At 66.9% G+C, this 14389-nt stretch carries 11 protein-coding genes; 1 reads left to right on the forward strand and 10 read right to left on the reverse strand.

The window, feature by feature from the left end; translation table 11 throughout:
• Positions 1-6: 6 nt before the first annotated feature.
• The 8 genes from AC3A5N_RS08915 to AC3A5N_RS08950 form a co-directional block, all read right to left on the reverse strand.
• On the reverse strand, positions 7-1998 hold the full coding sequence (locus AC3A5N_RS08915; protein WP_487736966.1) for a TonB-dependent receptor family protein: 1992 nt from the start codon (positions 1996-1998) through the stop codon (positions 7-9).
• Between the two features lie 19 nt (positions 1999-2017).
• On the reverse strand, positions 2018-2650 hold the full coding sequence (locus AC3A5N_RS08920; protein ID WP_487736967.1) for an SCO family protein: 633 nt from the start codon (positions 2648-2650) through the stop codon (positions 2018-2020).
• Positions 2643-3185, reverse strand: coding sequence for a copper chaperone PCu(A)C (locus tag AC3A5N_RS08925; protein ID WP_487736968.1), 543 nt, complete (start codon positions 3183-3185; stop codon positions 2643-2645). Before AC3A5N_RS08925 ends, AC3A5N_RS08920 begins: the two co-directional genes overlap by 8 nt.
• A gap of 71 nt (positions 3186-3256) precedes the next feature.
• Positions 3257-3670: a DUF2946 family protein gene (locus AC3A5N_RS08930; protein WP_487736969.1), complete on the reverse strand. Its 414-nt coding sequence runs from the start codon at positions 3668-3670 to the stop codon at positions 3257-3259.
• A 42-nt stretch (positions 3671-3712) separates the two neighbouring features.
• Complete coding sequence (locus AC3A5N_RS08935; protein ID WP_487736970.1) at positions 3713-4513, reverse strand: TSUP family transporter; 801 nt, start codon at positions 4511-4513, stop codon at positions 3713-3715.
• Between the two features lie 112 nt (positions 4514-4625).
• Positions 4626-6092, reverse strand: a complete 1467-nt coding sequence (locus AC3A5N_RS08940) for an efflux transporter outer membrane subunit (RefSeq protein ID WP_487736971.1) — start codon at positions 6090-6092, stop codon at positions 4626-4628.
• Positions 6089-9331: a multidrug efflux RND transporter permease subunit gene (locus AC3A5N_RS08945; protein WP_487736972.1), complete on the reverse strand. Its 3243-nt coding sequence runs from the start codon at positions 9329-9331 to the stop codon at positions 6089-6091. The genes AC3A5N_RS08940 and AC3A5N_RS08945 overlap by 4 nt, the downstream gene beginning before the upstream one ends.
• 3 nt (positions 9332-9334) lie before the next feature.
• Entirely contained in the window at positions 9335-10519 is a 1185-nt protein-coding gene (locus AC3A5N_RS08950; protein WP_487736973.1) for an efflux RND transporter periplasmic adaptor subunit, read from the reverse strand.
• Between the two features lie 2 nt (positions 10520-10521).
• Between AC3A5N_RS08950 and AC3A5N_RS08955 the strand changes: the two genes are divergently transcribed.
• Positions 10522-11223, forward strand: coding sequence for a TetR/AcrR family transcriptional regulator (locus AC3A5N_RS08955; protein ID WP_487736974.1), 702 nt, complete (start codon positions 10522-10524; stop codon positions 11221-11223).
• 43 nt (positions 11224-11266) lie between these two features.
• Here the strand turns inward: AC3A5N_RS08955 and AC3A5N_RS08960 are convergent, their stop codons facing one another.
• Together AC3A5N_RS08960 and AC3A5N_RS08965 are read right to left on the reverse strand one after the other, a co-directional pair.
• Entirely contained in the window at positions 11267-12556 is a 1290-nt protein-coding gene (locus tag AC3A5N_RS08960; protein ID WP_487736975.1) for a sugar MFS transporter, read from the reverse strand.
• Positions 12557-12704: 148 nt separating this feature from the next.
• On the reverse strand, positions 12705-14384 hold the full coding sequence (locus tag AC3A5N_RS08965) for a sulfatase family protein (RefSeq protein WP_487736976.1): 1680 nt from the start codon (positions 14382-14384) through the stop codon (positions 12705-12707).
• Positions 14385-14389: the final 5 nt, after the last annotated feature.

Here is a 14389-nt window from a genome sequence, read left to right on the forward strand (position 1 = left end):
GTCCCCCTAGAACCGGGCGCGGGCGCCGCCGAACATGGCGCGCCGTTCCACCGGATAGAAGATCGCCGACGCCGGCGTGGCGCTGATCGCCGCGCTGATGTCGCCGACCGCCTCTTCGCCCAGCAGGTTGCGGGCGTCGAGGAAAAGGTCGATCCCCTCGGCGACCGTCGCCCCCGCGGTCAGGCCGACCAGCGCATAGCCGTCGACTCGCAGCGTGTTCGGGTAATCGGCCCAGGCGCCGCGGGGGACCCATTCGACGTTGGGCGCGACGTGGAGCGCGTCGGTCCCGAGCCGCAGTTCGGCGCGATAGACGTGCTCGGGCACGACCGGCAGGCGGTGGTCGCCGTATTGCGGATCGCCCACGAAGCGGAAGTCGCTATACTGGTAGACCTGCCGAAGCTGGAGCCACTCCGCGAAATCGAGCGTCAGCGCCGCCTCGACGCCCTGGTGCCGCGTCTCGCCCGCGTTGAAGGTCGAAGCGGGGATGTCCGGCCCGACATCGAACTGGAGCAGCTCTCCGCACAGGTCGGCACGATAGGCGGCGACGTCCCATTCGGCGATGCCCCTGCGGCCGCGCGTGCCGACTTCGAAGCTCCAGGCACGCTGCGGATCGAGGTCCACGAAGCGCGCGATCTGCGCCAGCTCGATGAAGCCGGGGAATTCGACCGAGCGGCTGTAGTTGGCGAAGATTTGGACGCCCGGCGCCGGCTCGTAGAGCAGGCCGAACTTGGGCGAGAAGGCATTGAACTCCGCCCGGCCCGTCACGTCCGTAGGGCCGCCCTGAAACTCATCGTAGCTCAGGTGCTGTTCGCGGTAACCGTCGGCGTAAATTCCGCCTGCGACCAGCTGCAGCGAGCCGACCGGACGGAAGCGCACCTCGCCATAGATGTTGGCGGTCTGGGCATCCTGCCGGGCATCGAACGTCCGCTCGCCGCGCCTGCCGTCGAGATTGACGAAGCGCTTGGAGGCGATCTCCCCGAACCGCGCCTCCCCGCCTAGCGTCAGCTCGAACGGGCCGGAGGCGTAGTCGAGCCGGGCATAGACGCTGCGGTCCACCGACTCCTGGTCCACGACCTGAAAGATCGGGTGATAGAGCGACTTCGCGTTGAGGAAGACCCCGGCGTCGACCTGTCCGCCGTCGAAGCCAAGCCGGGTGCGGTTCTGCAGCCGGAGGGAATCGATGTTGCGCGCCTGATCGCCCGCGAAGTTGCCGGTCTCCGGCGCGTCGCGAACCGTTTCGAGGTCGAGCGCGCCGGGCAGTTCCTGATCGATGTCGTTCACGCTGGCGTAGAAGCGCGTCTCCACCGCTTCGGCGATGTCGAGCCCGACGTTGCCGTGGAAGCGGAGTGAGCGCCGCCGGGCGTGGTCGCGGTCGCCGTCCGAACGGTCGAGGCTGAGGGCGGCCCAGGCGTCGCCCGCTCCGATCGCGGTGCCGGCCGAAATGAGCCCGCGCCAGGTACCGAAGCTGCCCGCGTCGCCGCGCAGGTAGAGCCCCGGCGCGGTCTCGCCTGTGGGCGTCACCCCGTTGATCGCGCCGCCCAGCGTGCCCGAGCCGAAGCGCAGCGCATTGGCGCCGCGATAGACTTCGAGATGGTCGAAGAAGATCGGCTCGAGCTCCTGGAAATCGCCGTTGTCGTCGGCGAGGTTGATCGGCACCCCGTCCTGCAGCAGCGTGATGCCGCGCATGTGGTAGCCGCGCGAGAGGCCCGATCCGCGGATCGAGATCCGCACCTCCTGCCCGTAGCGCGGCTGGAGATAGACGCCGGGCGAGAAGGCGAGCGCGTCGCGCAGCGAGACGAGCGACTTGTCGGCATATTCGTCGTGCGTGACGACATCGGTGCCGCCGGGCGTCGCCGCGGCGCGCGCTTCGGCTTCGTCGGCCGCCCGGGTGCCGGTCACGATGATCGTGCGGCCCTCCCCTTCGGCGGCGGTTTCTGCGTGGGCGGGCAGGGCGCAGGCGAACAGCGACGCCGCCAGCGCAAGGCGTGAAATGGTCATGGTGTCCTCCCGTGGACGTTCAGGCGCTTACGAGCCGCTCGAGCTTGGCGAGCGAGGTGCCGGCGCTTTCGTGGTGGTCGATGATCGACTGCAGCTTGCCCTCGCGGTCCATCAGGAACACCGAGGCGATGTGGTCGACGGTGTAGCCGCCGCCTTCCGTCGGCACTTTCTCGTAGAAAGCGTGGTAGGCGCCGACGATGGCGTCAATCTGCTCCTTCGTACCGGTGAGGCCCAGGATCGGGGTGTCGAACAGCGCGACGTAGCGGCCGATGTCCTCCGGCGTGTCGGATTCCGGGTCGACCGAGACGAAGACGATTTCGAACTCGTCGCCGTCGTCGCCCATCCGCTCCCGCAGTTGCGCCAGTCGGGCGAGGGTGGTCGGGCAGACGTCGGGGCAGCGGGTGAAGCCGAAAAAGATGGCGAACGGCTTGCCGGCGAGCGTCCCGTTGGTGACCGTGGAGCCGTCGGGTGCGATGAGGGCGAAAGAGCCGCCCACCGCGTCGGCGTAGGCCGCCGCTTCGGGCGGCTCCTCGTTTCGATTCAGGAGGGCGTAGAGCCCCGCGCCGGCTGCGAGCAGGACGAGGAACCAGAGGATCGTGCGCGCGGCCTTGAGGCGCTTTGCCGGGCCATCGGCGGGTGCGGGGTCAGCCATGGTGTGCCTCCCCTGGTCCGACGGCGCCGATGGGCTGGACTGCGAGCTCCACTTCGATGCGGCCCGCCTTCTCGAACTCGAGCGTCAGCGGCACTGCGTCGCCGCGGGCGAGGGGGCGCTGCAGGTCCATCAGCATGATGTGATAGCCGCCCGGCTCCAGCGTCACGGTTCCGCCTGCGGGAATTTCAAGACCCTCCGCGAGCTGACGCATGCGCATGATGCCGCCCGTCATGTCGATCGTGTGGACCTGTACATCCCCGGCGATGGAGGCCGCGCCGCCGATCAGGCGATCGGGTGCGCCGCCCGGGTTGATGATCGTGAGGAAGGCGCCGCCGGCGTCTTGGCCGGGCGCGGTCTCGCGCGACCACGCGCGCTCCACGGTGATGCGGCTGGCAGTCGCCTCGGCGGGGGCATCCGCGTCGGACGCTGGACCACAGGCAGATAGGGGCAGGGCGAGAGCGAGCGCAGCGGCGAAGGCTTTCACCACGCGGCGAGCCTTCGGCTGCCTCTGAGGACAGCGCTGGATAACAGTCATGTTCGATTACTCCGACAGCCCGGCGCGCGAGCGCGCAGCCGGGAGGTTGGCCAAAGGATCAGGTCAGATCGTCAGGCCGCTGCCGGAGGGCCGCGCAGAGGCGGCAGGAGGTAGCGAAAACGTGCGAGCGGCGCCGCTCGAACGGGCGCGAGGCCGAGCACGAGGATGAACGCGACTGCCGCGGCGAGCAGGATCGCATCGACTCCATCGAGCGCGGCCTTGGAGAGCCCGGTGAAGGCGCATTGATCCGCCTTGGCTGCGTCGCTGGAATGGTCGGCGCCCTTTTCGGCGTTCACCGGCACGGCAAGCTCGATCGTCTCGACCTCGCCCGCGCTCCCGGTGCAGACGGTCACCGTCAGCACCTTGTCGGGCGTGCTGGAGACCATCATGCCGGCGGGGATCGCCGCCTTGATAAAGAACGCCAGCACCAGCAACACGATCGCCAAATGGCGATGCCTGCGAATCGAGGCGCGCAACTGCGTCATCGGGCGCACGCCATAAGCACCGCAGCGGCGCCTGTCACCGGCTCATCGGCTTGCGCCTGCCCACCATTCCAGAATGGCGGCGGTCAGGGGATTGGCGGGGTCGGCGAGCAGCTTTGCCGTCAGTGCGAGGCACATGACGATCAGCAGCGGCCGCACCGCCTTGCCTCCGAAGCGCAAGGCGCTGTGCGCGCCGACGTAACCGCCCGCAATGCTTGCGACCGCCATCGCCAGGCCGGGCACGATCAGAACCTCGCCGGCAGCGAGCAGCACGGTGAGGCTGGCAAGGTTGCTTGCGAAGTTGAGCAGCTTGGTATGGGCGATTGCATTGACGGTGCCGAGGCCGAACACCGCGATCAGCACGGTGGTCAGAAACGAGCCGGTGCCGGGGCCGAAGAAGCCGTCGTAGAACCCGATCACCAGCGCCACCAGGAGCAGCAGGATCGGCCGGGCGCGCACGTGCCGGTCCTCGTCGCTCAGGTTGGGCTTGAGCGAATAGTAGATGACCATGGCGATCAGAAGCACCGGGATCAGTCCGGAGAGGAACTCAGGATCGATTCTGGTGAGCACGAACGCCCCGCCGACCGAACCGAGGAAGGCAGCGATCGCCGGGCCGCCGAACCGCTTCAGGTCGATCCGGCCCTTCCGCGCGAAAGTGATGACGGCGGTGGCCACGCCGAATGTGCTTTGCAGCTTGTTCGTTCCGAGCGCGGCCGCGGGCGATGCTCCGGCTGCGAGAAGCGCGGGAAGCGTCAGCAATCCGCCTCCGCCCGCCATGGCATCCACTGCCCCGGCCAGGAAAGCGACCGCCATCAGGAAGGCGACGAGTTCGAACGTGAGCTCCATCCGCCGGCCCATAGGCCTGCTGCCGGAGAGGGCAATGGCCCGATGTCACCGGCGGCGCATTTCGAATGGGAGCGGCGGTGCGGGCCTCACACCGGCCCGCGGCGGAAAGGTGCTATTCCTCCACGGGCCTCTGCGCGGCGCGGTCGTCCTGTTCGAACCCACCGCCGAGCGCGACGAACAGCGTAGCGCGGTTCTGCAGCCAGGCGCGGCGGGTGGCGAGGAGCTGCTGCTGGGCGCTGAACAGGTTGCGCTCTGCATCGAGCACTTCGAGGTAGTCGGCGACACCTTCCCGATAGCGCAGGCGGGCGATGCGGGCGATCTTCTCCTGCGCCGCGAGCGCGCGTTCGAGGGTCTCGACCTGCTCGGCGAGATAGCGCCGCCCGGCGAGCGTGTCGGCCACTTCGCGGAACGCCGTCTGGACCGCGCGGTCGTAATTGGCGACCTGTTCCACTTCCAGTGCGCGGGCGAGGTCGAGATCGGCTTCCCGCGCGCCCCAATCGAAGATCGGGAGGCTGATGGTCGGGCCGAAGCTCCAGCCCAGGCCGTCCGAATCGAACAGTCCGCCGAGGCTTTCGGAGCTGAAGCCGGCGTTGCCGGTCAGCGAGATCGTCGGGAAGAACGCCGCCCGCGCCGCGCCGATATTGGCGCGCGCCGCACGAAGCTGCTCCTCAGCCGCGATGATGTCGGGGCGGGCGAGCAGGAGATCCGACGGCAATCCAGCGGCGAGCCGCCGTTCGTCGGCCTGTGCGGCAAGGGTCAGGCCCTGAGGCAGGCTTTGGGGCACGGTTCCGCCGACCAGCACTGCAAGCTGGTTGCGAAGCTGCGCGAGCGCGAGCCGCTCGGCCGCGAGCTGCTGCTCGGCCTGGGTGAGCAGCGTCTCCGCCTGCCGGTAGGGCAGGGCCGAAGTCACGCCGGAGTCGAGCCGGAGGCGCGCGATCCGCAGACCTTCGCGGCGGGACTGCGCCGTCGCCTCCGCCAGCGCGACCTGTTCTTCGGTCTCAACAATCTCGAAGTAGGTGTTGGCGGTATCGGCGATCAGCGAGAGATAAAACGCACGCTGGGCGGCGATCGTGGAGAGATACTCGGCACGCGCCGCTTCGCTCAGATTCGCGATACGGCCCCAGAAATCGAGTTCGAAGGCGCTGATGCCGACGCCGACCTGGAAGCGGTTGTAGGTCACCGAACCGGGCGTATCGCCGCCCTCGTCACCGCCACCACCGCCGAGCGCAGGATTGCCGGCGAGCGACTGGCGTGTGCGCACGCCGCTCGCGTCGGCAACCACAGTGGGCAGCCGGCGGCTGTCCTGGATGCGATAGCGGGCGCGGGCCTGCTCGATCCGCGCGGTCGCCGCGACGAGGTCACGGTTGTTCTCCAGCGCGCTTGCGATCAGCCCCTCCAGCCGCGGGTCGAGGAACCAGTCGCGGTAGGAGAGCTGCGAAGCGACGACCGTGCCGTCGGGCCGCAGCTCACCGTCATAGGCGGGGGTGACTGCCAGCTCGGGCCTGGCGTGCTCGGGCGCGAAGTTGGCGCAGCCAGCGAGCGCGGTCGAAAGCGCAGCGAGGGCGATCAGACGTTTCATCGTGCGGGCTCCTCCCCGGAAGGCGGGGCCGGTACTTCCTCGATATGACCCGCGGCCACAGGCTGCTTGCGGCTGATGTTCCGCCTGACGAGCAGGTAGAGCATCGGGATCAGGAAGATGCCGAACACGGTCGCGGCGATCATGCCGCCCATCACGCCCGTGCCGACCGCGATGCGGCTGGCCGCGCCCGCGCCGCTCGCCAGCACTAGCGGCACCATGCCCATGGTGAAGGCGAGCGACGTCATGATGATCGGACGCAGACGCAGGCGCGCCGCGGCCTTCACCGCATCGATCCGCCGCTTGCCGAGTTCTTCCTCCTCGATTGCGAATTCGACGATCAGGATCGCGTTCTTCGCAGCAAGGCCGATGATGGTGATCAGCCCGACGTTAAAATAGACGTCGGCCGAAAGCCCGCGCAGCATCGTGAACAGGACCGCGCCGAGCACGCCGGTCGGCACGATCAGCAGCACCGCCAGCGGCACCGCCCAGCTTTCGTAGAGCGCGGCCAGCACCAGGAAGACGACCACGACCGAGAGACCGAGCAGCAGGCCGATCTGGCCGCCGGCCTGCTTCTCCTCGAACGAGATGCCGGTCCACTCGTAGCCGATGCCCTGCGGAAGCTGGCCGGCGAGCCGCTCCATCTCCTCGAGCGCGGCGCCCGAGGATTCGCCCGGCGCCGCCATGCCCGAGAGGGTCATGGCCGGATAGCCGTTGTAGCGCGAGAGGCTGGCAGGCGCGGCCGACCACTCGACTTCGGCGAAGGCACTGAAGGGTACGAGCTCGCCCTGCTGGTTCGGAATGCGCAGAGACAGCACGTCCTCCGGCTGCATGCGGTAAGGGGCATCGGCCTGCACCAGCACCTGCAGCACGCGCCCGTCGCGGTTGAAGTCGTTTGCGTAAGCCGAGCCGAAGGTGATCGACAGCGCCGCGTTCACGTCCTGCAGCGAGAGGCCCAGCGCGCGGGCCTTCAGCCGGTCGATGTCGACCGTGAGCTGCGGGCTGGGGCCCTGGTCCTCGGGCATCAGGTTGGCGATCAGCGGGCTTTGCGAGGCCATGCCGAGCAGTTGGTCGCGCGCGGCGACCAGAGCTTCTCGGCCGAGGCCGCCGCGATCCTGCAGCTTGAGCGTGAACCCGCTCGCGGTGCCGAGCGACTGAATGGCGGGCGGCTGGATGACGAAGGCGGTGGCCCCGTCGACCTGCATGAACTGTCCCATCGCGCGCTGGAGCACCGAGTCAGCGCTGCTCTCGTCGGCGGTGCGCTCGTCCCAAGGCTTGAACGAGGCGAACATGATCGCATTGTTCTGACCCTGACCGAAGAAGCTGAAGCCGCGGACGACGACGAGGCTCTCGACCTCCTCCTGATCCAGCCAGAACTGGGTGATTGGCTCCAGCGCCTCGTCGGCGCGTTCCTGCGTCGCACCCGGCGGGGCCTGGACGGCGGTGATCAGGAAGCCCTGGTCCTCGGTGGGAAGAAAGGCGGTGGGAAGCCGGAAAAACAGCAGCGCGGTGACTGCGGTCAACGCGAGGAAGACCGCGAAGCCGCGCATCGGCTGCGACAGGATCTTGTCGTTAGTGCGCACGTACTTGCGCGTCATCTCCGCAAACCAGCGGTTGAAGCGGGCGAAGAAACGGGTGAACCAGGCGCGTGCACGCGCGATCCATCCGCGCCAGCCGGGCTGCGCCTGGGCGGCTTTCATCTCAGCCTCGGCCTCTGCGTCGGGTTCCTCGTCGTGGCCACGCATGGGTTTGAGGAACGTGGCGCACAACGCCGGCGTCAGCGACAGTGCGAGGAACGCCGAGAAGAAGATCGAGATGGCCAGCGTGACCGAGAACTGGCGGTAAATGCCGCCGGTCGAGCCGGGGAAGAACGCCATCGGGACGAACACCGCGATCAGCACCAGGGTGATGCCGATGATCGCGCCGGTGATCTGGCCCATTGCCTTCCGAGTTGCCTGCAGCGGCGGCAGGCCTTCCTCACGCATGATACGCTCGACGTTCTCGATGACGACGATTGCGTCGTCGACGAGGATGCCGATGGCCAGCACCATGCCGAACAGCGAGAGCACGTTGATCGAAAAGCCCAGCAGCCAAAGGCCCAGGCACGCGCCGGCCAGGGCGATCGGCACCACCAGTGTCGGGATCAGCGTGGCGCGCCAGTTCTGCAGGAACAGGAACATGACCAGGAAGACGAGGATCATTGCCTCTACCAGGGTCTTGACCACTTCCTCGATCGACGCCTCGACGAAGGGCGTAGTGTCGTACGGAATCGACCAGGTTGTGTCGCCCGGCAACGTGGGTGCGATCTCAGCCAGCCGCTCCTTGACCCCTTCGGCGGCTTCGAGCGCATTGGCGCCGGTGGCGAGCTGGATCGCCATGCCGGTCATCGGCTGGTCGTTGAGCTCGGTCGAGAAGGCATATGTCTGCGCGCCGAGCTCCACCCGCGCGACTTCACCGAGCCGGACCACCGCGGCGCCGGTGTTGGCGCGCAGAATGATGTCCTCGAACTCCTCGACCGTGGTGAAGCGTCCTTCGGTGGAGATGTTGGCGGTGATCTGCTGCCCGTCCACGAGCGGCTGAACGCCGACCGCACCGCCCGCCGTTTGCGCGTTCTGCTCCTGGATCGCGGCAAGAACGGCGCTGGGCGAAAGATTGTACGAAGCGAGCGCGTCGGGATCGAGCCAGATGCGCATCGCATAGGGCGAGCCGAACAGCATGACGTCGCCCACGCCCGGCACGCGGCGCAATTCGTCCACCACTTGGTTGGTGGCAATGTTGCCGAGGTCGGTGCTCGACAGGGTGCCGCTCTCGGAGGTGAGCGCGACGATCATCAGGAAGCCGGCGTTTGCCTGGCGCACCGTGATGCCTTGCCGGCGGACTTCCTCGGGCAGACGCGCCTCGACCGTGCTCAGGCGGTTCTGAACTTCGGTCTGGGCAATGTCGATGTCGGTGCCCGCTTCGAACGTCAGCGTGATGCTCGCCGTGCCGTTCGACTGGCTCGACGAGGACATGTACAGAAAGCCTTCGACGCCGTTGAGCTGCTGCTCGATCACCTGCGTGACGTTGTTCTCCAGCGTCGCAGCGTCGGCGCCGGGATAGGTCACGTTGATGGTCAGCGAGGGCGGCGCGACCTCGGGATACTGCTCGATCGGCAGCGCGCGCAGCGCCATCACCCCGGCGAGCAGGATGCCGAGCGCTACGACCCATGCGAAAATGGGCCTGTTGATGAAGAATTGTGCCATGGTTTAGCGCGCCTCGCCGGCCGTCGCCGCATTGTTGCCGGCGGGGGAGGCCTTGGCGGCGGGCGCCTTGCGGCCAGTCGGCGTCTCGATGCGCGTCACCGGTGCGCCGGGGCTGATCTTCTGCAGGTTGCTGATGATCACCACGTCGCCGGCCTTGAGCCCGCTCTCGATGATCCAGCGCCCATCGAACATCGCGCCGAGCTTCACGGGTCGCAGCCCGGCCTGGCCTTTCTCGTCAATGACGAAGACCGATCCGCCATCCTCGTTCAGCGTCACCGCGCGTTGCGGCACGGCGATCCCCTGGCTGACCTGGCCGGCGAAGATCTGCGCACGGACGAATTCGCCGGGGAGCAGCAGGCCCGACGGGTTCGCAAATTCGGCGCGGAGCTCCACCGTGCCTGTCTGTTCGTCGACCGAGAAGCCGCGGAAATCGATATGGCCGGGGACCGGGTATTCGGTGCCATCGCTGAACGTCAGGCGAACCTCCACGCGATCGTTCTCGTCGAGCTCGATTTCGCCCGCCGCAACCGCACGGCGCAGGGCGAGGACCTCGCTCGCTGACTGGGCGAAGCTGACGTAGACCGGCGAAATCTGCTCGATCCGTGTCATCAGCGTACCTTCGGGCTGACTGACCAGCGCACCTTCGGTCACCTGGGCGCGGCCAGCGCGGCCTGCGATCGGCGCGCGCACGGTGGTGTAACCGAGCTGGAGCGATGCGGCTTCGAGCTGGGCGCGGATTTGGGCGACGTTGGCGGCCGCCTCGCGCGATGCGGCGAGTGCAGCGTCGTATTCCTGACGGCTGATCGCGTCCTCGGCCACCAGCGGGCGGTAGCGTTCGACCACGGCCTTGGCATTGGCGGCAGTGGCGCGTGCCCGCTCCAGGCTTGCCTGCGTCTGCGCATAGGCGGCGCGCAGCTCGCGCGGGTCGATGCGGAAAAGCGGCTGGCCGGCGGAGACGTTGGTGCCTTCTTCGTAAAGCCGCTCCTGCACGATCCCGGTTACACGGGCGCGCACTTCGGCCACGCGCACCGGCTCTACCCGGCCCGGCAATTCGATGACATTGGGGATCGCCTGGTTCGCGACCGTGATGGCCTTCACGGGAACCGCCTGTGGCGCCGGCGGTTGCTCGCTACCGGAACAGGCAGCAAGCAGGAGGCTGGCGAACATACCGGCGAGGATGCGCTTCATCGATGGACTTTCGGGCAGAAATTGTGCAGGTGCGAAGGTGTAATATCCATTACACGATTGTCAGGCAAGCCATTATCGTAGAGCCCCGCATTATGACCGACGAATTCGAATGCGACCGGCTCGATCGCCGCCGGCGTGCGATCACGGACGCAGCGCGCGCCCTGTTCATCGAACAAGGTTTCGAGCGTACGACACTCGGTCAAATTGTCGAGCGAGCGGGCGGTTCCCTCGCCACGATCTACAAGCTGTTCGGCAACAAGGAGGGACTGCTCGATGCCGTTGTGTTCGAGAAAGCGGCCTCGGGCGAGAACCTGATCCGCGAGATCGCGCAATGCGGGGCGAGCCCCGCCGATACGCTGCGCCGGCTGGCAGCGGTGCTTTACGAACGGTTCCTCGACCCTGACGACGTGGCACTCGTCCGCATCGTCATCGCGCGCAGCATCGACGACGCCGATTTCGCGCGCCGTTTCTTCGAAAGCACGGCCATGCACACGCGACGCGCCTTGGAGCGCACGTTTGCGCAGTGGGAGGCGCAGGGGGTGCGGCTGTATGGGGCGCCCGACATGCTGGCGGAAGTGTTCCTTGGCCTGATGGTCAGCGACATGCAGACCGACGCGATCAGCCACGGCGTCGTCGCTCGCCCGTCTGCCGAACGGATCGCCGCCCGCATCGAATTCTTTCTGCGGGGCGCAGGCCTCGCGTGACAGGCGCAGCCGCCGGCGGCACGCCGGGGCTGCGCCGCGTGCGTTACGCCGGACGGCGGGCGAAGATTCCGAAGCCGGCGATAATCGCATAGCAGATGGCGGGCAGGATGAGGGCCGCGGCCAGGCTCGTCGCGTCGGCCAAAGCGCCATAGAGCGCCGGGATCACCGCGCCGCCTGCGATGGCGACGTTGATGATCCCCGAACCGTCCGCCGCGCGCGCACCGAGCTTTTCGCAGGCGAGGGTGAAGATCGTCGGGAACATGATCGAGTTCATCAGTCCGACGGCGAGCAGCGAGTAACCCGAAACGGTGCCGGTCGTGCTCATCGAAATCGCGATCAGCGCGATCGCGCCGCTAGCGAAGGTGGCCAGCAGCAGGCCGGGGTTGATCACGCGCAGCAGCCCTGAGCCGATAAAGCGGCCGATCAGCGCACCTAGCCAGTACACCGAGATCAGCTTGCCCGCTTCCTGCTCGGGCAGAGCGAGCACGTCGGCCTGCATCAGATAGTTGACGATGAAGCTGCCGATCGCGACTTCCGCACCGACGTAGAGGAAGATGCACGCGGCGCCATAGCCGAAGCGCGGGCGTTTGAGCAGTGCGAGGCCTTCGACGAGGCTGGTCTGCTCGTGCCGTTCGCCCTTCAGACGGTTGCGGAACAACCAGACGACGAAGGCGACGACCGCGATCGCGGCCGCAAGGCCGAGGTAGCCATCCACGATGGCCTGCGACTCCGCCTGGCGATACGCGATGAGCTCCGCACCCGAGAGTTCCGCCGCGGTCACGGTCGCGAGGCTGCCGAGGATCAGGATCGATCCGAAGTAGGGAAAGATGGTCGTGCCTACCGAATTGAAGCCCTGTGCGAAAGTCAGGCGACTGTGTGCTGTCTTTGCAGGGCCGAGTAGGCTGATCAGGGGGTTGGCGACGATCTGCACCAGCACGACGCCGGTCGCGAGCACGAAGTAGGCGACGAGGAAGAAGGCGAATACCGCCGACTGGCTCGCGGGAATGAACAGGAGGCACCCCGCGATCATCGCGACAAGTCCAACCACTGCGCCGCGCATATAGCCGATCTTCTTGATCAGCTTGGCGCCGGGGATGCCGACCACGGCATAGGCGATGAAGAACCAGACCTGGACCAGCGACGCTTCGAAGAAGCTGAGGGTGAACAGCTCCTTCAGCTTCGGGATGATCACGTCATTGAGCGAGGTGATGCCGCCGAAGATGAAGAACAGGCCGAACACGAAGTATTGCAGGCCGGGCGCATCGACGTTCTGCCCGTCGCCTTCCACCGGATTCGGATCGGCGCTCGACGAGACTTCCGGTGCGATTGCCATACCTTGCATTCCTCCCAATCGGTCGCCGTGCCCGAACCGCCTACGCGTTCATAATCGGTTGCACGGCCGATTCTCTTCCATCGCAACTCATCCCCGGAAACCGCACCGCGTCAATTTGCATACGTAGGCGCGTGCTGCCGGGGGGCGGTTAGTGGTGATGGAGCCCCGCTGCCGCCTCTGCATCATGCCGGCCCTTGGCGACCGCAGACAGCGGGTCGTCGACCGCGGGACCGTCGGTGTCCTTGTACTGCGCGCGCAAGCCCACCAGCTTGCGCTTGAGACCTGCGATCACTTTCTGCATCGACGGATCCTCGATCCGGTTGTGCATCTCGCCGGGGTCGGTCTCCAGGTCGTAGAACTCCCACGCGTTGATATCGCCGTAGAAGCGCATCAGCTTGTAACGATCGGTGCGCACGCCATAGTGCGCGCGGACCGAGTGGAAGCCCGGATACTCGTAGTAGTGGTAATAGATGTTCTCGCGCCAGTCCGCGGGCGCATTGCCATCGTCCACCACTTCGCGCAGCGATCGGCCCTGGATAGTGTCACGCATCGGCAACCCGGCAAAGTCGAGGAAGGTCGGGGCGTAGTCGACGTTCTGCACCGGCGCTTCCACCCGTGTGCCCGGCGCGATGTGTCCCGGGTACTGCATGACCAGCGGTGTTCGCAGCGACTCCTCGTACATGAAGCGCTTGTCGAACCAGCCGTGCTCGCCGAGGTAGAACCCCTGATCGGACGTGTAGACGACGATCGTGTTCTCATCGAGCCCCGTCTGCTCCAGCCAGTCGAGCACGCGCCCGACGCTTTCGTCCACGGCGCTGACGGTCGCGAGATACTGGTTCATGTAGCGCTGGTACTTCCACAGTGCGAGGTCGCGGCCGTGGAGATTGGCCTCATTCATGGCGTCGTTGTTCGCCTGCAGCCGGACATCCCATGCAGCGCGTTGCTCTTCCGTCATGCGCGCGAAATCGTCGGGCCAGCGGTCGAAGCGCAGCTCGCTCGTGCCGACTTCCTCGGTCATGTGGAGGTCGTGGCCCTCGTACATGTCTTCGTAGATGTTCATTTCCTGCGCCGCGGCGGCGGGGCGGCCGCCGTAATGGTCGAAGTAGTTGGTCGGCACTGGAAATTCGGTACCGAGATACTTCTGCAGGTGCCGGATCGCGGGCATGAAGTTGCGGTGCGGCGCCTTATGGTGGATCAGGATCGCGAACGGCTTGTCGGGATCGCGCGCCTGCTCCAGCCACTCTAGGCTGTAGTCGGTGACGAGGTCCGTCGCATAGCCCTCGACCACGCTGCTCCCTTCGGGCGTGATGATGTCGGGGTTGTAGTACTTGCCCTGGTCGTCGAGTACCTTCCAGGTGTCGAAGCCAGCACCCTCCGGCGAATAGTTGAGGTGCCACTTGCCGAACAGCGCGGTCTGATATCCCTGCTGACCCAGCGCCCGCGGCCAGTTCCACATCGAATTGTCGAACTTCTGCCCGTTCTTGGTGAAGCCGTGCATGTGGCTGAACTGGCCGGTCAGCATGGTCGCGCGGCTCGGGCCGCACAGCGAGTTGGTGACGTAGCTGTTGAGGAAGATCGCTCCGTTCTGCGCAATGCGGTCGATGTTCGGGGTGGGCGCCAGCCGGCCGATCTCGCCGCCATAGGCGGAGACTGCCTGGTAGGCGTGGTCGTCCGACATGATGAACACGATGTTCGGCCGCTGCCGTTCATCCTGCGGCACCGCCGAAGGTGCCGCGGCGTGGCGCGAGGTATCTTCCGGCAGCGTGGCGCAGGCTGGTAGCGCCAGTGTGCAGAGTGCGGCGGCGAGAGCGATCCGGGGCTGGTCCATCGTTC

The sequence above is a fragment of the Pelagerythrobacter sp. Soil_C_18 genome (assembly GCF_057657235.1).

Coding starts and splice junctions, on each gene's coding strand:
- AC3A5N_RS08915 (WP_487736966.1), bottom strand. CDS start 1,998: ATGACCATTTCACGCCTTGCGCTGGCGGCGTCGCTGTTCGCCTGCGCC.
- AC3A5N_RS08925 (WP_487736968.1), bottom strand. CDS start 3,185: ATGACTGTTATCCAGCGCTGTCCTCAGAGGCAGCCGAAGGCTCGCCGC.
- AC3A5N_RS08950 (WP_487736973.1), bottom strand. CDS start 10,519: ATGAAGCGCATCCTCGCCGGTATGTTCGCCAGCCTCCTGCTTGCTGCC.
- AC3A5N_RS08935 (WP_487736970.1), bottom strand. CDS start 4,513: ATGGAGCTCACGTTCGAACTCGTCGCCTTCCTGATGGCGGTCGCTTTC.
- AC3A5N_RS08945 (WP_487736972.1), bottom strand. CDS start 9,331: ATGGCACAATTCTTCATCAACAGGCCCATTTTCGCATGGGTCGTAGCG.
- AC3A5N_RS08920 (WP_487736967.1), bottom strand. CDS start 2,650: ATGGCTGACCCCGCACCCGCCGATGGCCCGGCAAAGCGCCTCAAGGCC.
- AC3A5N_RS08960 (WP_487736975.1), bottom strand. CDS start 12,556: ATGGCAATCGCACCGGAAGTCTCGTCGAGCGCCGATCCGAATCCGGTG.
- AC3A5N_RS08940 (WP_487736971.1), bottom strand. CDS start 6,092: ATGAAACGTCTGATCGCCCTCGCTGCGCTTTCGACCGCGCTCGCTGGC.
- AC3A5N_RS08955 (WP_487736974.1), top strand. CDS start 10,522: ATGGACTTTCGGGCAGAAATTGTGCAGGTGCGAAGGTGTAATATCCAT.
- AC3A5N_RS08930 (WP_487736969.1), bottom strand. CDS start 3,670: ATGACGCAGTTGCGCGCCTCGATTCGCAGGCATCGCCATTTGGCGATC.
- AC3A5N_RS08965 (WP_487736976.1), bottom strand. CDS start 14,384: ATGGACCAGCCCCGGATCGCTCTCGCCGCCGCACTCTGCACACTGGCG.